This window comes from Streptomyces sp. SCUT-3 (assembly GCF_014083985.1).
Classification (GTDB): domain Bacteria; phylum Actinomycetota; class Actinomycetes; order Streptomycetales; family Streptomycetaceae; genus Streptomyces_H; species Streptomyces_H thermolineatus.
In genome coordinates this window covers 2,488,543-2,506,313 of sequence record NZ_CP046907.1, presented here as the reverse complement: position 1 = coordinate 2,506,313, position 17,771 = coordinate 2,488,543, and the positions used below count along the sequence as shown (strand labels likewise).

21 protein-coding genes are annotated in these 17,771 nt (G+C 72.4%); 4 read left to right on the top strand and 17 right to left on the bottom strand.

The genetic code is table 11. The features are described 5' to 3' along the window. Positions 1-74 precede the first annotated feature (74 nt). Positions 75-401: a DUF2516 family protein gene (locus GQS52_RS10985; protein WP_182313221.1), complete on the top strand. Its 327-nt coding sequence runs from the start codon at positions 75-77 to the stop codon at positions 399-401. 61 nt (positions 402-462) lie between these two features. Here GQS52_RS10985 and GQS52_RS10980 read toward each other — a convergent pair whose 3' ends face one another. Both GQS52_RS10980 and GQS52_RS10975 read right to left on the bottom strand, forming a co-directional pair. Beyond that, the gene (locus tag GQS52_RS10980) at positions 463-1,791 is read right to left on the bottom strand and encodes a fused response regulator/phosphatase (protein ID WP_182313220.1); all 1,329 of its coding nucleotides are present in this window, start codon (positions 1,789-1,791) and stop codon (positions 463-465) included. A 248-nt stretch (positions 1,792-2,039) separates the two neighbouring features. Continuing rightward, positions 2,040-2,882 (bottom strand): class I SAM-dependent methyltransferase, encoded by an 843-nt coding sequence (locus GQS52_RS10975; RefSeq protein ID WP_182313219.1) that lies wholly within the window; start codon positions 2,880-2,882, stop codon positions 2,040-2,042. A 332-nt stretch (positions 2,883-3,214) separates the two neighbouring features. On the opposite strand from GQS52_RS10975, the gene mshA reads away from it, so the two are divergent. Together mshA and GQS52_RS10965 are read left to right on the top strand one after the other, a co-directional pair. Next, positions 3,215-4,510: a D-inositol-3-phosphate glycosyltransferase gene (gene mshA, locus GQS52_RS10970; protein ID WP_182316361.1), complete on the top strand. Its 1,296-nt coding sequence runs from the start codon at positions 3,215-3,217 to the stop codon at positions 4,508-4,510. A 139-nt stretch (positions 4,511-4,649) separates the two neighbouring features. Then, positions 4,650-5,150 carry a YbjN domain-containing protein gene (locus GQS52_RS10965; RefSeq protein ID WP_259371092.1) on the top strand — a complete coding sequence of 167 codons (501 nt, stop codon included), beginning with the start codon at positions 4,650-4,652 and terminating at the stop codon, positions 5,148-5,150. A 98-nt stretch (positions 5,151-5,248) separates the two neighbouring features. On the opposite strand, the gene GQS52_RS10960 is transcribed toward GQS52_RS10965, so the two are convergent. Then, positions 5,249-6,718, bottom strand: a complete 1,470-nt coding sequence (locus GQS52_RS10960; RefSeq protein ID WP_182313217.1) for an MFS transporter — start codon at positions 6,716-6,718, stop codon at positions 5,249-5,251. A 102-nt stretch (positions 6,719-6,820) separates the two neighbouring features. Between GQS52_RS10960 and GQS52_RS10955 the strand changes: the two genes are divergently transcribed. Further along, entirely contained in the window at positions 6,821-7,582 is a 762-nt protein-coding gene (locus GQS52_RS10955) for a phosphoglyceromutase (protein WP_182313216.1), read from the top strand. Between the two features lie 80 nt (positions 7,583-7,662). On the opposite strand, the gene GQS52_RS10950 is transcribed toward GQS52_RS10955, so the two are convergent. From GQS52_RS10950 to GQS52_RS10885, 14 genes are all read right to left on the bottom strand, one after another. Continuing rightward, positions 7,663-8,910 (bottom strand): tyrosine-type recombinase/integrase, encoded by a 1,248-nt coding sequence (locus tag GQS52_RS10950; RefSeq protein ID WP_182313215.1) that lies wholly within the window; start codon positions 8,908-8,910, stop codon positions 7,663-7,665. Beyond that, positions 8,910-9,146 (bottom strand): helix-turn-helix domain-containing protein, encoded by a 237-nt coding sequence (locus GQS52_RS10945; RefSeq protein ID WP_182313214.1) that lies wholly within the window; start codon positions 9,144-9,146, stop codon positions 8,910-8,912. Before GQS52_RS10945 ends, GQS52_RS10950 begins: the two co-directional genes overlap by 1 nt. Continuing rightward, complete coding sequence (locus tag GQS52_RS10940; protein WP_182313213.1) at positions 9,139-10,485, bottom strand: replication initiator; 1,347 nt, start codon at positions 10,483-10,485, stop codon at positions 9,139-9,141. The genes GQS52_RS10945 and GQS52_RS10940 overlap by 8 nt, the downstream gene beginning before the upstream one ends. 102 nt (positions 10,486-10,587) lie before the next feature. Further along, positions 10,588-10,893 carry a SpdD-like protein gene (locus GQS52_RS10935; protein WP_182313212.1) on the bottom strand — a complete coding sequence of 102 codons (306 nt, stop codon included), beginning with the start codon at positions 10,891-10,893 and terminating at the stop codon, positions 10,588-10,590. Between the two features lie 20 nt (positions 10,894-10,913). After that, a complete protein-coding gene (locus GQS52_RS10930) occupies positions 10,914-11,069 on the bottom strand; it encodes a hypothetical protein (RefSeq protein WP_182313211.1) in 156 nt (51 codons plus the stop codon). Between the two features lie 15 nt (positions 11,070-11,084). Further along, positions 11,085-11,264, bottom strand: coding sequence for a mobile element transfer protein (locus tag GQS52_RS10925; RefSeq protein WP_182313210.1), 180 nt, complete (start codon positions 11,262-11,264; stop codon positions 11,085-11,087). A 15-nt stretch (positions 11,265-11,279) separates the two neighbouring features. After that, a complete protein-coding gene (locus GQS52_RS10920) occupies positions 11,280-11,993 on the bottom strand; it encodes a DUF2637 domain-containing protein (RefSeq protein ID WP_182313209.1) in 714 nt (237 codons plus the stop codon). Between the two features lie 23 nt (positions 11,994-12,016). Then, a complete protein-coding gene (locus tag GQS52_RS10915; protein WP_182313208.1) occupies positions 12,017-12,229 on the bottom strand; it encodes a hypothetical protein in 213 nt (70 codons plus the stop codon). Between the two features lie 85 nt (positions 12,230-12,314). Further along, positions 12,315-13,673 carry an FtsK/SpoIIIE domain-containing protein gene (locus tag GQS52_RS10910; RefSeq protein ID WP_182313207.1) on the bottom strand — a complete coding sequence of 453 codons (1,359 nt, stop codon included), beginning with the start codon at positions 13,671-13,673 and terminating at the stop codon, positions 12,315-12,317. Positions 13,674-13,678: 5 nt separating this feature from the next. Beyond that, positions 13,679-14,026: a hypothetical protein gene (locus GQS52_RS10905; protein ID WP_182313206.1), complete on the bottom strand. Its 348-nt coding sequence runs from the start codon at positions 14,024-14,026 to the stop codon at positions 13,679-13,681. Between the two features lie 182 nt (positions 14,027-14,208). Further along, the gene (locus tag GQS52_RS10900) at positions 14,209-15,030 is read right to left on the bottom strand and encodes an integrase (protein WP_182313205.1); all 822 of its coding nucleotides are present in this window, start codon (positions 15,028-15,030) and stop codon (positions 14,209-14,211) included. Further along, entirely contained in the window at positions 15,027-15,878 is an 852-nt protein-coding gene (locus tag GQS52_RS10895; RefSeq protein WP_182313204.1) for a sigma factor-like helix-turn-helix DNA-binding protein, read from the bottom strand. The genes GQS52_RS10900 and GQS52_RS10895 overlap by 4 nt, the downstream gene beginning before the upstream one ends. A 172-nt stretch (positions 15,879-16,050) precedes the next feature. After that, the gene (locus GQS52_RS10890; RefSeq protein ID WP_182313203.1) at positions 16,051-16,440 is read right to left on the bottom strand and encodes an ATP-binding protein; all 390 of its coding nucleotides are present in this window, start codon (positions 16,438-16,440) and stop codon (positions 16,051-16,053) included. A gap of 92 nt (positions 16,441-16,532) precedes the next feature. Next, entirely contained in the window at positions 16,533-17,384 is an 852-nt protein-coding gene (locus tag GQS52_RS10885) for a helix-turn-helix transcriptional regulator (RefSeq protein WP_182313202.1), read from the bottom strand. Between the last annotated feature and the right edge of the window lie 387 nt (positions 17,385-17,771).

The window sequence follows — 17,771 nt, the reverse complement described above, 5'->3', positions numbered from 1 at the left end:
CGGCCCGTTGTTACGGGTACCGTGACGGTGGCAGGACATGAGGATCGGTACGGCTTTCAGGAGGAGCGGAAACGATGAACGGCCCGCTGGTGTTCGCGTTCAACTCGGTCCTCGGCCTGGTCTCGATCGCGCTGTTCGCCTTCACGGTCTTCGCGTTGGTCGACGCCGCGGTGCGGCGGGCCGACGCGTACCCGGCCGCCGACAAGAAGACCAAGCCGTTCTGGCTGATCGTCCTGGCCCTGTCGGCCGTGGTGAACGGCTGGCTCGGCGCGATGTCCTTCCTGTCGATCATCGGACTGATCGCGTCCATCGTGTACGTGGTCGACGTCCGGCCGGCGCTCAAGCAGGTGACGGGCGGGAACAAGGGCGGCGGCCGGCAGGGCCCCTACGGCCCCTGGTGAACCGCCGCGGCGGCGCGCCCCGGCCCCGCTCCGGCGTGTCCCGGCCGCGTTCCGGCGTGCCTCAGCCGCCTTCCGGCGCGTCCCGGCCGCGTTCCAGCAGGACCACGGCGACGTCGTCGGTCAGCTCGCCGCCGTTGAGCAGGCGGACCTCGGTGACCGCCGCGTCCAGCAGTTCCTCACCGCCCAGGCCCTCCGCCAGCCGTGCGGCGACCAGGTCCAGCAGGCCCTCCTGGCCCAGCCGGCCGGCCCCTTCGCCGGTGCGGCCCTCGATCAGGCCGTCGGTGTAGAGCATCAGGCTCCACTCGTCCCCAAGCTCCACCTCGTAGCGCTCCCACTCGGCGTCCGGCAGGAGGCCCAGGGCGGGCCCGCCCGCCTCGTGCGGCAGCAGGCGGGGGCCGTGCGCCGGGCGGGTGAGCAGCGGGGCCGGGTGGCCGGCCAGGTACAGGCCGGCCCGGGTGCCGTCGGGGGCGATCTCGAGGACGCTCAGCGTGGCGAAGATCTCGTCGTCGGGCCGCTCGTTCTCCAGGACCAGTTGCAGTGCGTCGAGCACCGTCTCGCCGGCCAGGCCCGCCATGGTCAGCGCGCGCCAGGCGATCCGCAGTTCCACGCCGAGCGCGGCCTCGTCCGGGCCGTGCCCGCACACGTCGCCGATCATGGCGTGGACCGTTCCGTCGGCGGTGCGGACGGCGTCGTAGAAGTCCCCGCCGAGCAGGGCGCGGCTGCGGCCCGGCCGGTAGCGGGCCGCGAACCGCAGTCCGGCCCCGGCGAGCAGCGGAGTGGGCAGCAGGCCGCGTTCGAGGCGGGCGTTCTCCTGGGCCCGCAGCCGCGACTCGGTGAGCTGCCGCTGTGCGACGTCGGCGCGCTTCCGCTCGACGGCGTAGCGGATGGCGCGGGTGAGCAGGGAAGGGCTCAGGTCGCGGTGGAAGAGGTAGTCCTGGGCGCCGACCCGGACGGCCTCGGCCCCCAGTTCGGTGTCCCCCTCCCCGGTGACGGCGATGACCGCCGTGGTGGGGGCCAGCCGCAGCAGTTCGCGCAGGTGGGCGAGGTCGCGGTCGCGGTCCCGGTTGTCCAGCAGCACGCAGTTGACGTCGTCGGTGAGCAGCCGCTCGGCCTCGGTGAGGTTGCGGGCGCGCCGGATGCGGATGCGGGTGCCGGAGGAGTCGGACAGCTCGGGGGCGGTGAAGGCGTCGGGGGGATCGTCGCCGACGACGAGGAGGGTCAGGCCGGCAGTGTCGGACGCGGACCGGGGGCGGGAGCGGGGCGCGGGGACGCTGTCGAGGACCCGGGGGTGTGCGGCATCACCACTGCGGCCCGGGCCGCCGGTGATCTCCGTACGGGAGACCGGCCACTCCTGCTGTGCCGGGCCCGTCGGCTGTCCGGATGCGGACATGAGGACATTCCTTCCCTCCCCCCGAGGGCACTGTCGCGACGATAGCGGGCGGAGGGGCCGTCCGGGGAGAGGTGCCTGATCATTGCCTTCGGCATATGACAAGGTGCGGGCGGGTTTCGGCCGCCGACGGCACGACGGCGGCATGACGCAGATCACCCTCCTCCCGGGGGAACGTCACGGTCCGGCGCGTCGGCGTCCCGCCGAACGCCCCCGGCTTCTCCTCGCCCGGCGTGACGGGGGAGGAGCGGTCAGCCGCGTGGGGCCAGGGCGTCCCACCGCACGGTGACCTCCCCCTGCCGCCAGCGGTTCGGCCCGTCCACCACCGGCCAGACCTGTGCCAGCGAACGCACCGCCCCGATCCAGCGCTGCCGCGCACTCAGCGCCCCCAGCGGGGCGGCCGCGGCCCACGCCCGGTCGAAGTCGGTGAGGAAGGCGTGCACCGGCTCCCCGGGCACGTTCCGGTGGATGAGCGCCTTGGGCAGCCGCTCCGCCAGGTCGGAGGGACGGCCCAGCGACCCGAGACGCGTGGCGAAGGTCACGGTGCGCGGCCCCCGCGGCCCGAGGGCCACCCAGACGTGCCTCCGGCCGATCTCGTCGCAGGTGCCCTCGACCAGCAGGCCGTCCGGCGCGAGGCGTCCGCACAGCCGCTCCCACACCGCGGCGACCTCGGCCTCGTCGTACTGGCGCAGGACGTTCGCCGCCCGGATCAGCACCGGCCGCCGGCCGCCGGGCAGCGGCACCTCGAAGCCGCCGTGCCGGAACGACAGGCCCTCCCGCTCGTAGGGCCGGGCCGCGGCCACCCGCTCGGGCTCGATCTCGATGCCCGTGACCTCGGCGTCGGCACGCACCGTGCGCAGCCGTCCCAGCAGTTCGACGGCGGTCCACGGGGCCGCTCCGTAACCGAGGTCGACGGCGACGGGGTCGTCGCAGCGCCGCAGCACGGCGGCGTGGCCGGCGGCGATCCAGCGGTCCATGCGGCGCAGCCGGTTGGGGTTGGTCGTGCCGCGGGTGACCGTGCCGACGGGACGGCGGGCGGCCGTGCCCGCGGGACGGGGGTTCCCGAGCGGGAGCGGTGGACGGCGGGAGGGCATGGAACGGAGCCTAAGCGCCGCCCCGGCCGAACCGCCCACCCTCCCCGCCCACCCTCCCCGCCCGCCCTCCCCGTCCGGCCCCGTCCGCCTCTTCCCGCCCCGGTACGTCCCGCCTCCCCGGGGCCCGGGGTCCAAGATCCGGGGCCCGGGGCCCGGGCGGAAGGTCAAGTTTCGGCAATCCGGAATGGGAAGGCGCTCCGCCCGGTTGCACCTTCGGTGGATTCGTCAGCTCCGGAAGCCGGTGCAGGAGGTTGCTCGAGGTGAGCCAGCAGACGGCACGGCCGACCAGGTTCGGGCAGGTGCGTCAGGTACGGCAGGGGCTGCGGTGGCGCATGCCGGGGCGCCGCCCCCGGCGGATCGCCATGCTCAGCGTCCACACCTCCCCGCTGCACCAGCCGGGCACGGGCGACGCGGGCGGCATGAACGTCTACATCGTCGAGCTGGCGAAACGTCTCGCCGAGATCAACATCGAGGTCGAGGTGTTCACCCGGGCCACGACGGGGGCCCTGCCGCCCATCGTGGAGCTGGCCCCCGGCGTCACCGTCCGGCACGTCGACGCCGGCCCCTACGAGGGCCTGGCCAAGGAGGACCTGCCGGCCCAGCTGTGCGCCTTCACCCACGGCGTCATGCAGGCCGAGGCGTCCCGCCGGGCCGGCCACTACGACCTGGTGCACTCCCACTACTGGCTCTCCGGCCACGTCGGCTGGCTCGCCGCGCAGCGCTGGGGCGTGCCGCTGGTCCACACCATGCACACCATGGCCAAGGTGAAGAACGCCGCCCTCGCCGAGGGCGACACGCCCGAGCCGGAGGCCCGGGTGATCGGCGAGAACCAGGTGGTGCGGGCCGCGGACCGGCTGATAGCCAACACCGAGGAGGAGGCCGACGAGCTGGCCCGGTACTACGACGCCCCGCGCGAGCGGATCGCCGTCGTGCATCCCGGGGTCAACCTGCGCCGCTTCCGTCCCGACCCGGCCGGCATCGCCGCCGGCCGGGCCGCGGCCCGGCACCGCCTGGGGCTGCCGCAGGACGCCGTCGTCCCGATGTTCGCCGGCCGGATACAGCCGCTGAAGGCCCCCGACGTCCTGCTGCACGCGGCGGCCCGGCTCGTCGACGAGGACCCGTCGCTGCGCTCCCGCCTGGTCGTGCCGATCGTGGGCGGCCCCAGCGGATCGGGCCTGGCCAGGCCGGAACGGCTGCACAAGCTCGCCGCCGACCTCGGCGTCGGCGACCTGGTCCGCTTCCAGCCCCCGGTCGACCAGGACCGGCTCGTGGACTGGTTCCGCGCCGCGACCGTGCTGGTCATGCCCTCCCACAGCGAGTCCTTCGGCCTGGTCGCCATCGAGGCCCAGGCCTGCGGCACCCCCGTGGTCGCCGCCGAGGTCGGCGGGCTGCCGGTGGCCGTGGCCGACGGCAGCTCCGGCTTCCTGGTGCGGGGCCACGACCCCGCCGACTACGCCGCGGTCCTGCGCCGGTTCGCCGAGAACCCCGAGCTGGCCCTCACGATGGGGGACGCCGCGGCCCGCCACGCCCGGGACTTCGGCTGGGAGGCGACCGCCGCAGCGACCGCCGAGGTGTACGCGGCCGCGTGCGGCCGCGCGCCGGGGGCCTACCATCACCGCCATGGGTGACACAGCGACCAACACCGGCACGGGCACCGCCCCCGGTACGGGCACCGCCCCCGGTACGGGCACCGGCACCAACACCGGCACGGGCACCAGCACCGGCACGGGCACCGCCCCCGGCACGAACGCGGACCGCGCGGCGCAGGTGGTCGAGCGGACGCTCCGGGACGCGGAGCTGGACTTCGAGACCCCGAAGCCGGGCCACTTCGTGGTCAAACTGCCCGGCACCAAGAAGCTGTCCACCACCTGCTCCCTGGTGGTGGGCGCGCACACCCTCTCGGTGAACGCCTTCGTCGTGCGCCGCCCCGACGAGAACACCGAGGCGTTCCACCGCTGGCTCCTGGAGCACAACACCCGGCTGTACGGGGTGGCCTACGCGATCGACCGCCTCGGCGACGTCTACCTCGTCGGCCGGCTCCCGCTCGCCGCGGTCACGCCGGAGGAGGTAGACCGCCTCCTCGGGTCCGTCCTGGAGAACGCCGACGGGAGCTTCAACACCCTGCTGGAGCTCGGCTTCGCCACCTCCATCCGCAAGGAGTACGAGTGGCGCACCAAGCGGGGCGAGTCCACCCGCAACCTGGAGGCGTTCACCCACCTCACCCGCGACCTCGGGAGCCCCTCGGAGGACGGCCCCGGCCGGGGCTGAACCCCCGGCCGCACGGGGCGGGGCGCGGTCTGCGGGGCGCGACCTGCCGGGCCTGCGGCCTGCCGGGCCCCTGCCGGGGCTCCCGGGGTCGCGGGCTTTCAGACGCCCGCGCGCGGCGCCGCAGGCCTGGCCGCGGCTCCGTCCGCGTCCGCCCCAGGCCCCCGGCCGTCCGCCGGAACGCCCGCCGGAACGCCCGGGATCGCCGGGGCGGCCGCAACCTCCAAGGCGTCCGAGACCTTCGGAGCGGCCGGGGCGGACGGAGCGGGCGGGGGAGCGGTGGGAAGGACCGGGGCCGCGGGGCGGCCGGCGGCCGGTGCCGCGCCCCGCGCGAGGGGCGGGCCCGCCGACGCGGGGCGCTCCCGCAGCAGCAGCCAGTAGCCGGCCGCCGCCACCGTGCCGATCACCGCGCACGCGCCCCACACCGTGCCGCCGCCCCACCGGTCCAGCCCCCAGCCGCCCACGGCCGGGCCGAGGAACGCCGCCGCCGACCAGGCGAGCGAGTGCACGCCCTGGTACCGGCCGCGGGCACGGGCAGGGGACATCTCGGCGACCACCGACATCATGGCCGGGGCGTGGACGACCTCGCCCAGCGTCCACACCGCGACCGTCAGCGCGTAGAACCCGGCCGAGCCGGCGAAGGCGGTCAGGCCGAAGCCCCAGCCCATCAGCAGGGTGCCCACGACCAGCAGCCCGGCCCGGCCGCGGCCCTCCAGGAGCCGGGTGACCGGGATCTGCAGGATCACGATCAGCAGCCCGTTCAACCCGATGACCAGGCCGTACTGGCTCGCCGACAGTCCGGCCGCGCCCATGTCCACCGACAGCGTGGTGCTGCCCTGCTGGGCGACGACGGCCAGCAGGAAGGTCGCCCCGGTCAGCGCCACGAAGCGGCCGTCGCGCAGCACGTCGAGGAGCGAGACCCCGGCCCCTCCCGATTTGCCGGCCCGCCCCGCGACCGCCGGGTCGTCCGCCGGGCCGTCCTGGGGCCGGGTCTCGGGCACCTTGAGGAAGACCACCGCCGCGCACAGCACGGTGGCCAGCGCGTCGCCGAGGAACAGCCACAGGTAGCCGTGGGCGGCGACGAGGCCGGCCACGGCCGCCGAGACGCCGAAGCCGATGTTGATCGCCCAGTAGTTGAGGGAGAACGCCCGCACCCGGTCGGCGGCCGGCACCAGGTCGGCGATCATCGCCTGCACGGCCGGCCGGGAGGCGTTGCCGGTGAACCCGACCAGGCAGGCCACGGCGGCGATCGCAGCCGGGTGCTCGGCGAAGCCCAGGGCCGCCGTGGCCACCGCGGTCCCCATCTGGGCGGCCGTCATCGTGGCCCGCCGCCCCCACCGGTCGGCGGCCACGCCCCCGACCACCGCCGCCACCGAGCCGCCGAGCCCGTACAGGGAGGCGACCAGGCCCGCGTAGGAGGCGGAGAAGCCGCGTTCCACGGTCAGGTAGAGGGCGAGGAAGGTGACGACGAAGCCGCCCAGCCGGTTGACCAGGGTGCTCGTCCACAGCCACCAGAACTCCCGGGGCAGCCCCGAGACCGCCTCCTTGACGGCGCGTCCGACCGTTCCCACGAAGAGCCCCCCGCACGGGATGTGTAATTGGCAAAACCAGCTGCTGAATATTACTCCTGCCCGCTCGGAGGGCGCCACGGGTTTACGGCTAGGCTCAGGACCATGGCCGACGCACCGTACAAGCTGATCCTGCTCCGCCACGGCGAGAGCGAGTGGAACGCGAAGAACCTGTTCACCGGGTGGGTGGACGTCAACCTGACCGAGAAGGGCGAAGCGGAGGCAGTACGCGGCGGCGTGCTCATGCGCGAGGCCGGCCTGCTTCCCGACGTCGTCCACACCTCGGTGCAGAAGCGCGCCATCCGCACCGCCCAGCTGGCCCTCGAGGCCGCCGACCGCCACTGGATCCCGGTCCACCGCAGCTGGCGGCTGAACGAGCGCCACTACGGCGCCCTCCAGGGCAAGGACAAGGCGCAGACCCTCGCCGAGTTCGGCGAGGAGCAGTTCATGCTGTGGCGCCGCTCCTACGACACCCCGCCGCCCCCGCTGGAGGACGGCGCCGAGTTCTCCCAGTCCGACGACCCGCGCTACTCGATGATCCCCAGCGAGCTGCGCCCGCGGACCGAGTGCCTCAAGGACGTCGTGGTCCGCATGATGCCGTACTGGTACGACGCCGTCGTGCCCGACCTGCTGACCGGCCGCACCGTGCTCGTCGCCGCCCACGGCAACAGCCTGCGTGCCCTCGTCAAGCACCTCGACGGCATCTCCGACCAGGACATCGCCGGCCTGAACATCCCCACCGGCATCCCGCTCACCTACGAGCTGGACGCCGACTTCCGCCCCCTCGTCAAGGGCGGCACCTACCTCGACCCGGAGGCCGCCAAGGCCGCCATCGAGGCCGTCAAGAACCAGGGCAAGAAGAAGTAAGCACCTGCGAACAAGCCCCCTGCCTGCGGTTTCTCCGCCGGGAGGGGGCTCGTTGCTGCCTCTGGGCCGTCTCTGGGCCGTCAGGTGCCGGACGGGTCCGGCCGGGCCGTGTCGAAGACAGCGGCGACCGCCTTGCGAGTGCGCTCCTGGCTCGACGGCATGAGGTGCGCGTACACCCGGAGCGTCAGGCCCGGGTCCGAGTGGCCGAGGTACTCGGCAAGGGCCTTGATGTTCTCGCCCGCGTCCAGGAGCACCGAGGCGTAGAAGTGGCGCAGGGCGTGCATGCCGTTCTCGCGGGACTCGGCGTACGGCCGACCCCGCTCGGGCACGGGGATGATGCCGGCCGCGGCGAGTGCCGGTTTCCACGCTTCCTCGTTGAGCGACGTCCGCCAGACGTGCCCGCCACGTGGCCCGGTGAAGATCAGCCGCTTGGTCACCGGGGGCCCGTCGGCCACCTTCCACGGCAAGGTGATCTCGACTGGCGGGAACCGCTTCATGTGCCCCCGGAGCGCATCGGCGACGGGGCCGGGAAGCGGCACGTCCCGCAGCTTGCCGCCCTTCGGCGGGGCGAACACGGCCTTGCTGCGGCTCAGCTTCAGTTGCTGCACCACGTGGAGCGTGTCCGACTCGAAGTCGAGCGCGTCGACGGCCACGCCCAGGATCTCGCCCTGACGGAGCCCGCAGCCGCTGCCCAGGTCGACCATGGCTTGGAAGCGCTCGGGCATGGCGGCCCGGACGGCGAAGACCCGCTCGGGCGTCCAGGGCACGACACGCTTGTTGTCGACGGTCGGCGGCCGGACCGAGCGAGCGGCACAAGGGTTCCGGGGAAGGTGGCCGTCATCCACCGCTGCGCTGAGCGCCGCGCGCACGTTGGAGTAGATCGTCCGGGCGTACGACCCGCGGACGCCGTTCTCCTGTAGCTGCCGCACCCAATCCCGGATGTGCGCCGGCTGGAAGGAGCCGAGCGGGCGCGAGCCGAGGTAGGGGAAGGCGTGCAGCCGTAGCTGGGACTCCATCGAAGCCTGGGTGTTCGGATCAGCGCCCTGCGTGGCGACCCAGCGTTCGGCGTACTGCTGGAAGGTGATCCGAGCGGCGCGCGGGTCGATGTACTGCCCGCGTGCCATGTCCGCCTCGATGTGCGCCAGCCACTGATCGGCGAGCCGCTTCTGTCGGTCGGGGAAGCTCTTGGACTTCTCCGTGCCGTCCGGGCCGACGTACCGAGCGCGGTAACGGAGACCCGATCCGTAGCGCTCGGTCTTGACCCTGCGGACCTTCCCGTCCGGCCCGGGTTCGGTCCGGTACCAGCGGTCCTGGATGTGCCCGGCCATCAGGCGGCGGCCTCTTCCAGCAGGGACTCGATCCAAGCCCGGACGTCCATGGGGTCGTAGCGCAGATGCCGACCGACCCGGAAACCGCGCGGCCCTGTGCGCTTTCGACGCCACTGGTAGACCGTCTCCACCGGCACGCCCAAGAGCTCGGCGACGTCCAACGGAGTCAAGTACCGCGAGGGGAGAGGGCTCGGTGCGGCAGTCGCTTTGGCCACGGTGCGGCGGCGCTCAGACACGGTGCGCCTCTCCTTCCGGTTCGGAGTCGGGTTGACGAGTGGCGGCGAGCCAGGTTTCGGCAGTGGTCAGGCCGGTCCCGGCGAAGCGCCAGTGGGAGAGGACGAGGACGGTGTCCGGGTCGGGCAGCGGGTGGCCGGCCGCGTCGGCGCGTTCGCGGGCCAGGGCCTCGTTGTGGTCGGCGCGTTCCTGGCGAAGGGCGCCGAGGGTGACGGAGTAGGCGCGGGACTTGGTGGAGAAGTGGCCGCGGAAGCCGAGCATGTGGGCCCACTTGCGCAGGCGCAGGGCTTCGAGTTCCGGCAGGGCGCCGAGGTGCCAGCAGGTGAGGATCATGCGCCGGGCGTGGTCGGTGACGCCCGAGCCGATCAGGTCCGTGATCGGGTTGAGGACAGGGCGGTCCAGGGTGCCCGCGGTTTCGGCGCCCTTGGTGGCGTACTTGGCGATGTAGGCGGCCACGGCGCGGCTGGACAGTTCCGAGGTGCCCGCGAAGTCGGCCGAGCGGATGGGGCGGATGTCGAGCTGTTCGCCGAAGCGGAAGGCGTAGGCGTGGCCGTCGAGGACGGGGCCGGGGGTCTCAGCCGTCCGTGCCGCCGAGCGGATCGCGTCGGCGAGCAGTTCGGTGGTGGCCCAGGCCGGCGGGGTGTCCTCGGCGCCGCCCGGTCCGTCGAGGCGGATGACGGCGTGGAAGTGGACGGCGCCGCGCCGCTGGTACTCGGCGACCTTGGCGTAGGAGACCTTGAGGCAATGACGCAGCGCCGAGCGGCTGAGGCCCGCGCGGGAGGCGAGGTGCTGGCGCAGGTAGGTGGTGAAGCGGGCCCACAGTGCCCCGGCGTGCGCGTTCCACAGGACGGCCGCGCGGTAGTCGTACCGGTCCGGGTCCAGGGGCGTGCCGAGGGCGGGATCGTCGTCCGGGTGGAGGCGTCCGCAGCGGCACCGGCCGCCGCCGGGGCGGTTGTGGACGGGGCCGAAGGACGGGGCGGTGAACGTGGCGAAGACGCGCGGGTGCCGGGTGACGGCCGGGCCGATGCCCTTGCCGCCGCTCAGGCCGGCCGTGACCAGGTGGAAGGTGTCCTTGCGATAGACCTCGGCGCAGGAGGCGCACCGGGTGGCGCGGCGGTTGTTGCAGCGGATGAGGAGCTGTCCGGCCGGAAGGTCGTGGTCGGCGATCTCGCGGACGATCTCACCGGTGGCGGCGTGGACGTCGAGCCGGTGGCCCTCCATCCGCACGGGCCGCTCACAGCCGCCGAGGCGCTGAACCTGGCGTGCGTAGGCGCCGAGGTCGACGTGCCGGGCGAGTGCTGCCAGCTGGCGGAGGGCTCCGGTCGGAGCCGCAGGGTGCATGTGCGGGTTCCTCCTTGTGAGGGGCGGGAAGTCCGGTGCGGGCGCCCGACCTGTCCAGGGGACTAGACGGCATGGGCAGGCCGGGCGGGTCGAGCGATGAGGTCAGCGGCGGCTGAGGATGGAGCGGATGACGACGGCGCACACGGCCACGGACGCGGCGGTGATGGCGACGGCGAGAAGCATGGAGATCAGGACCGTGCCGACGGCCAGGACCACGGCGGTGCCGCCGCCGACGAGAGCGAGCACGGTGCCAGGGGTGAGCCGGACGGCCGGGCGGGTCGAGGTCGGGGTGACGGGGGCTGGCGGCGGGGTCGGGGCACCCGGCGAGATGGTGGTCGGTTCGACGACAGCGGGCGGGGTGACCGAGCCGGTGGGCTGGGGCATGGTCGGGATCTTCGGTCGGAACATGAGCGGTCCCCTTTCGCGGGTTACTCGAGGACGGTGTCGATGACGGGGGCGAGCAGGCTGTCGGCGAGGAGGTAACCCCCGACGAGCAGGACGGCGATGAGCCACCAGGGCGGGCGGATCAGCTTGATGCCGAGGACGCCGACGACGAGCAGGGCGAGCCAGAGCGGAACATCCATTTCGGTGGTCTCCTGTCAGGCCGGGCAGCGGTGAGTACGAGCGGCGAGTTCGGCGGCGGCGCGGCTGTCGTACTCGGCGGAGAAGTCGCAGCGGGGTGCAGTGCAGGCGACCAGGTGGCGGTTCCGGCCGCGGTCGACGTACGAGGCGACGTTCACGGGACCGATGCGGCGGACGTTGCGGAAGCGCCGGTTCACGGTGGTGCTCCTCTCTCAGAGGTGCGCGGCGATGGACGTGGTCATGGACGGGGGCAGGCCGAGCCGGGCGCGTACGGCGTCGGGGTCGATGGGGTGGCCGGTGGTCGAGCGATGCTCCTCGGCCAGGGCCCGGACGCGGTCGACGAGGGCGGGCGGCAGGGAGACGGCGGGAGCGGGCTCTGGAGTCGGGGCGGCGACCGGTTCGGCGCTGGGCTCCGGTGTCGGTTCGGGGCCGGTGGAGGGCGCCGGGAGTGCGTTGCGGTCGGGCCCGTCGACGGCGCCCCGGGCGGAGTGCGGCTCCGTATCCGTGTCCGTCATGGGGGAGGGGGCCGGGGCCGTCGGTGCTTGCGGGCCATGCGGAGCGTGGGCCAGCAGTGTGCCGCCGAAGAAGGCGACGGCGGGCCAGCCTGCGACCGTTACGCGGAGCCAGGCCGGCACATGGTCTAGGTCGAGGAGCCCAGCCGTGGCGACGTTGGCACCGAGGGACGCGGCCAGGGCCACCAGGAACCACAGCCGCGGCCCCCCGGCCGCCTGTCCTGCTCGCTGCTGCTGGCGCATCCGGCGCCAGGCGGCGACCAGCAGCAGGTCGACGCTCACGGGGTAGGCCCATGCCTTCCAGCCGTCCTGTCCGGCGGCCGCGGCGAGGTCGTGCAGGTGGGAGAAGGACAGGGCACCTGCGATCACGGCCTGGACGATCACGGCGTCCACTCGGGCCAGGCGGGCACGCATCGACTCGTCTCCTTCTGACGCGATCAGTCGGTGGACCTGAGCGATTCGGCACGCTCACGGGCGAGGCGAGCCACCTTGGCTGCCTCGACGTCGCCGGGCGCGTGAGCGGCGATGCGCTCCAACAGGTCCGCCTTGCGGTTCATGAGCACGGCGTACTCGGCGGAGGTGCGGTTCCGACGGAGCGCGGCCAGGTCTGCGATGAGCGCGCTGATTTCGGCGATGGAGGGGCGTGACACAGGGCTTCCTTCCGGTTCCGGGCATGGGAGGGGTAGGGACGTGGCGTGAGGCGGTCACGCCGGCCGTGGGAATTAAGGAGCGCGGCTACTCGGTCACCGGGCGAGCGGTGGGCGCGGCAGGGGAAGGCCCGGCGGGCTTCTCGGCCACGAGGGGCCGGAAGGAGTCGAGGCGGGTCAGTTCCGGGATCAGGTCCGAGGTGTCGCGGCAGACGGCCGCCGCGTCGTCGAGGGTGAGGTGGGGCGAGCGGATGCGGGACCAGCCGCCGGAAGAGTCGCCGACGACAGCGACGCCGGGCCGCTCGGCCGGGATGGAAGTTGCGGCCAGCGCGGCTTCCGGTGCGATGTCGCCGAGCGCCATGTTGGCGGAGGTCTCGTCGTTGACGCGGTGGCAGACCCGTCCGGTGAGCTGGGCACGGAGCATGGTGGCGCCCTTGCCGAGTTCGGCGCCCAAGCGCTGCCCGCACACCTCCAGGTAGATGCCGGCCGCGCGGCCGAGCTGGGCGAGCCGGATGAGCTTGGTGACCATGGCGTCCCGCCGCTTCTCGTCGTCCTTGCTCGCGGCGAGGAAGAGTTCGGCAACCTCGTCGACGACGACCACGACCGGCACCGGCCGCAGCTTCTCCGGCAGCCCCCAGACGTCTGAGGTGAGCACAGCGTCCGGACCGGTCCCGCCCGTCACGCCGATCAGGCGGAACCGCGCTTCCATCTCCTCCACCAGGGCGTCCAGGAGGTCGTTCGTACGGCCCGGCGTATCGGCGAGCGCTGACAAACGAGGGGCGAACGGAGTCAGTTCGACGCCCCATTTGCAGTCGATGCCGACGAGCGCGACGGGTTGGCGGGCCAGCCCGCACAGCAGGTTGCGCAGGTAGACGGACTTACCCGACTGCGTGGCGCCGAGGATCAGTTCGTGCGGCACGGTACGGAAGTCCCGGACGTGCCAGTGCCCGTCTTCGCGCAACGCCAGCGGCAGAGACAGCGGACCGGTCCGCAGCCACCGCCGGGCGGGCCGGACGTCGGCAAGAACGTCCCAGCCGACCAGCCGCAGTTCCAGCCGTCCCGGCTTGGTGAGACGGACATGCACAGCGTGCGCACCCCAGGCGTGCCGCAGCCGGTCGGCCGAGGCGGTGAAATCCTCGGGCGCCTGCCCGGCCGCCATGCGCAGCCGCATCACGAGCCCGGATCCGGTCGGCAGCGGCAGCGACCGCCGAGGGGGTACGGGAGCAGCCTGCCGCCCCATCATCCGGGCCGTGGCCCGACGTACGGCCGAGGCCGGCACCGTCAGGCCGCAGGCATCCATGGTGGCCCGGTACGAGGTGAGCACCCGCAGCGTGACGACCGGATATCCGACCAGCCACCAGAACAGAACCGGCAGTCGACGGCGCACCGCGACCAGCGCGGCCACCACCAGCAGCACCGGTACCAGGACCCACAGGGCATCAGACATGACGCTCAGCCCCGCGCCGTCGCCGGGGCGCCGACCATGACGGCGTCTGCCCGGTAGGCGATGCCGTGCCGGGCGCGGCCGCCGAACTCGCTCTCCCAGGGCCGTGCCACCAGGCCGGACAGGAAGACCGGCGCACCCATGACCAGGCCCTCCCCGATGCCCTTCTCGGGGACGGTGACCTTGATCATGTCCGAACCGCCCTCGGCGATGAACACCAGCTCCAGAACCATGAGCCGGTCGTTGGTCACCGGGTCCACGGCCACCTCACCGGTCTGCCGGTCCCTCACCTTGACCTCGGGCAGCTTCGTGACCAGCAGCGTGGCGGCCGAAGTGTCCACAGGGATGACGCGCATTGTGTGAACCTCACTTGGTCGGGCGCCCGTCATGGACGCCGAGCCGAACTGAATACCCCCCTAGACAGCACGGGGGCAACCCGCCCGAACTGTCTAGGGGGGTTGACGATTACCGTAACGCGATGCCCCGTCAACTGTCTAGGGGGGTGTACGAGTGTCGCGTCGGTGAGGCTGCCGACGCTCTACGAGAGCACCCAGTGCAGGACAGTGGCGTCGTCGTGAGCTTTGCCCCGCGGCCAGTGTCGACCGTCGGGGTCGCTGTCTTCCGCTTCGCGGGTCCGGCGGATCAGCTCGTCCGGGCCGGTGGAGTCGAGGACGGCCAAGGCCTCGTCCCACGAGGCGAGTCCGAAGCGGTCCACCAGACGCGTCGCCCCGTCGCTCAACAGCGTCACCGAGGCCAGGGAGTCCAGCGGCACCGCGCCGGTCACCGCGTGCTCGGCCGCGAGTGGATCGGGGCCGGCGATCCAGAAACCGCCCGGCCGGTTGCGAAGAGAGGTCAGGGCGTCCCGGTACTCGGCCAGTGCGGCGGCATGCTCCGGCGAACCGGTGGGCAGCTCGTCGACCGCCCCGCGCAGGCGTGCGCCGACCTCGTCCAGGCGCCGGTCGGTGACCACGGAACAGTTCCCGCTCCGCTGCACGAGGAGCAGTGAGGAGTCACCGAGCACGAGGTGTTCGAGCAGTCCGTCACGAGCCCGGACGGCAACGACCGTACTGGTCGGACTGGCCCGGTAGCCCAGGTCGCAGACGTCCTCGTGGAGCGAGCGGGTGGCACGGATGGAGTCGGCCAGGCACTCGACGAGCGACCAGGCCGGACGCGCAGCGAGGGTGCGCAGCAGCAGCGCTCCCAGCATTCCGGAGAACCAGGCGACACCGTGCACACACCCGGTTTCCGCGCCTGCCACGCCGGCACCGTCGAGGAGCACAGCGACACCGGGAGCGGCAGCGGCGAAGTCCTCGTTCTCGCTGTCCGGCCCGGACGGCGAGGTGCCGAGGGCGAGCCTCACCCGGCCGTCTCCTCGTCGTGACGGTAGAGCGGGCAGACCAGTTCTACGGACCGCGGCTCACTGGTCTCCGGGTCGTACTCGACCCCCACCAGGGTGGAGAACCGGTGCTCCCCGACCTGACCCCACAGGGAGTTCAGGTCGGAGGCGAGCAGCTGGACGACGCCGAGCGATCCTTGCGTGTGGATACCGGCGATGGCGAGGAGCGAGCCCTTGCCGTCCGGGCGCAGCAGACGACCGAGATAGCCGACGTCGTACGGCCGGGCCGGATCACTGTCCTGCCCCGACCGGTGCACGGTGCCGGTGAGCCGGTCCACGACCGTCCAGGGCCCGTCTTCCGCCCGCTCCCAGCGCAGTACGGGGTCCTGGGCGTAGGTGTTCCACATGTCCTGGGACATCCGCGGCCCGCAGACGACGACCAGGCCATCACGGTTGAGGTCGATCTCTCCGCTCACCGGCACATGCTCGGAGGTGACCTCGAGCCCGTACGACCGCGCCAGGTCTTCCAGCCGCTTGCCGGAACTGACGTCGTCCACTGCGACGACCGTGCGCCCCCGCTCGTCGTCCCGCCGCAACGGCGTCGCGACCGTGACAGCACCCGATCCGAGGAAGGCACCCTCGGGCGCCGGGCCGGTGTGGCGAATCTGGTGAATGCGTCCGCGGCTGAGGCCGGCCTTCGCCGCGATCTGCGCGTACGACAGCCCCTGGGCGTGAAGGTCCTGCACCACACGGCGCCGCAGCCGAGCGAGCTCGGTGACCTCCCGCTGCGCATCGGCCAACCGGGCCGTGACCTCACGCAGGAGCAGGTACGGATCATCGATCGCCATGATCCGCTGCAACTCGTCCGACATGTCCTCACCTCCCAGCCTCGCCCAAGAGTCTAGGCCCCTAGACGAAACAGGCGGGAGCTGTCGTCCCGACCGGACACCTATCGCGTAGAGGCCTGACCGACGCCGAGGCACCCCCCGAGGACTCACCCCCCGCCGCCCACACGGCCGCCGAGCAGGAACAGGCCAGGTGCGGTCACGCTCCCTCCCGCACCAGATCCGCCCACACCGAGGAGCCTTTCGGCAGAGTCTTGGTGCCCCAATCCTTCGCGCAGGCCGCCACCAGCGCCAGTCCGCGACCACCCTCTTCCAGACTGGTCACGTCACGCATCGCCGGCACACCGCCGCCACCCTGATCAATCACCTCGATGCGCACGAAGCCCGTTCCGAAGCCGACGATCACGAGGAACCAGCCGCCGGCCTTCCCGCTCAGCGTGTGGCGTACGGCGTTGGCCGCCAGTTCTCCGACGACCAGGACTCCATCGTCGGCGCGCCCCCACTCCTGGAGTAACGCAGCTACGAAGTGACGGGCTTCGGCCACCTGGTCCGGCAGGCCAGGGAAGGCGCGGCACCACTTGGTGAACACGGAAACACTCCTCGTCTAGAGGGCTAGACAGCACGAGAAACAGAGTATTCCCATGGGTGACGCCAATCCAGGCATACAGAGGAATTATTCCTCTACTGAGTGATGTTGACCTCTAGCTCCCGGAACTCCTCCATCACCTGCAACAGCAGATCCCGCACTTCACCACCGAAGACGGCAGCGCCCTCGAAGCGGCCGAACATCTCCTCGTACCGGGCGAGGTCATCCGCCTCGGTCAAGACCCGCTCGCCCGGGAACGCCTCCACCACAACGGCCTGCCGGTCGCAGAGCGTGAAGCCATGACGAGGCAGCACTGGCACCGGCCGACGCCACGGGATGACCCCGAGCCTGACCGTGCCCAGACTCTCGACAGCCAGCAGTCGATCGAGCTGGGCGAGCATCAGCGACGGCGTCCCGGGCCACGTCCGCAGCACCGCCTCCGTCACCACGAACACCGACTGACGCCCCGGTTCATACAACAAGCTCTGCCGCTCCACACGAGCAGAAACGGCCCGGCCGACCGCCTCAGCGTCGAGATCCGGCGAAGCCTGAAAGACGTGCCGGGCGTACTCGGCACTCTGGAGCATGGCAGGAAGGACCACGCACTGGAAGGAGCGCACCAGCCGAGCACCGCGGACCGTCTCGTCCACGACGGCACCATCGGAGGAGTCCGCATCGGGGCCGGAACCGATCTCCACCGCAGCCTCAACCGCGGCCAGCAACTCGCGGACCTCACCGGCGGCCGACTCATCGAGTCCGAGCGCCCGAGACAACCGGTCCAGCACATCGAAACTCGGAACCATGCGTCCGTTCTCCACCTTGGAGACCGTTGGTTGGCCCACACCGGCCCGCTGCGCCAGAGCAGCACCCGTCAGGCCGGCATCCGCACGCAGTGCCCGAAGACGCGCCCCAAGTACCCTCATCTGCTCGCGCCGCTCACTCCCCATACCCAGGGTTCTACACCAAGAGTCAGCGACCACCAGGCGCAAGAGCAGCATCAACGACCAGCAGCACGAGCATGATTCAAACTCTCCCTACTGGTTCAAGGCGGCTCGCTCCGCTCACCGCGCGCGGCCCGGCCCCCGGCCGGGCCTGCGCTCCTGTCTCCGCCCCGCTCCAGCCCGGCCGGCGCCCGTGCCGCGCGCACAACAATCAGCCGCCTGATGCCAGAGAAGGGGTACGTCGTGGCTGGGGCGGTCGGCTCCACGGCTTTAGGCAGCCGCTTTGGCGCGAGCCTCGAAGATCATGGCCCCAACGTCGTGACTTACCGGGCAGGTCCACAGACTGCCCGACGCGCCGGAAGCTTACGGGGCCATGATCACTCGCGCCAAAGC

Bases quoted from the DNA above. Each gene is read 5' to 3' on its own strand.
- GQS52_RS10910 (WP_182313207.1), bottom strand. From the start codon at position 13,673: ATGTCTGATGCCCTGTGGGTCCTGGTACCGGTGCTGCTGGTGGTGGCC.
- GQS52_RS10950 (WP_182313215.1), bottom strand. From the start codon at position 8,910: ATGGCCGGGCACATCCAGGACCGCTGGTACCGGACCGAACCCGGGCCG.
- mshA (WP_182316361.1), top strand. From the start codon at position 3,215: ATGCCGGGGCGCCGCCCCCGGCGGATCGCCATGCTCAGCGTCCACACC.
- GQS52_RS10930 (WP_182313211.1), bottom strand. From the start codon at position 11,069: ATGGATGTTCCGCTCTGGCTCGCCCTGCTCGTCGTCGGCGTCCTCGGC.
- GQS52_RS10935 (WP_182313212.1), bottom strand. From the start codon at position 10,893: ATGTTCCGACCGAAGATCCCGACCATGCCCCAGCCCACCGGCTCGGTC.
- GQS52_RS10985 (WP_182313221.1), top strand. From the start codon at position 75: ATGAACGGCCCGCTGGTGTTCGCGTTCAACTCGGTCCTCGGCCTGGTC.
- GQS52_RS10955 (WP_182313216.1), top strand. From the start codon at position 6,821: ATGGCCGACGCACCGTACAAGCTGATCCTGCTCCGCCACGGCGAGAGC.
- GQS52_RS10940 (WP_182313213.1), bottom strand. From the start codon at position 10,485: ATGCACCCTGCGGCTCCGACCGGAGCCCTCCGCCAGCTGGCAGCACTC.
- GQS52_RS10920 (WP_182313209.1), bottom strand. From the start codon at position 11,993: ATGCGTGCCCGCCTGGCCCGAGTGGACGCCGTGATCGTCCAGGCCGTG.
- GQS52_RS10895 (WP_182313204.1), bottom strand. From the start codon at position 15,878: ATGTCGGACGAGTTGCAGCGGATCATGGCGATCGATGATCCGTACCTG.
- GQS52_RS10975 (WP_182313219.1), bottom strand. From the start codon at position 2,882: ATGCCCTCCCGCCGTCCACCGCTCCCGCTCGGGAACCCCCGTCCCGCG.
- GQS52_RS10885 (WP_182313202.1), bottom strand. From the start codon at position 17,384: ATGGGGAGTGAGCGGCGCGAGCAGATGAGGGTACTTGGGGCGCGTCTT.
- GQS52_RS10905 (WP_182313206.1), bottom strand. From the start codon at position 14,026: ATGCGCGTCATCCCTGTGGACACTTCGGCCGCCACGCTGCTGGTCACG.
- GQS52_RS10980 (WP_182313220.1), bottom strand. From the start codon at position 1,791: ATGTCCGCATCCGGACAGCCGACGGGCCCGGCACAGCAGGAGTGGCCG.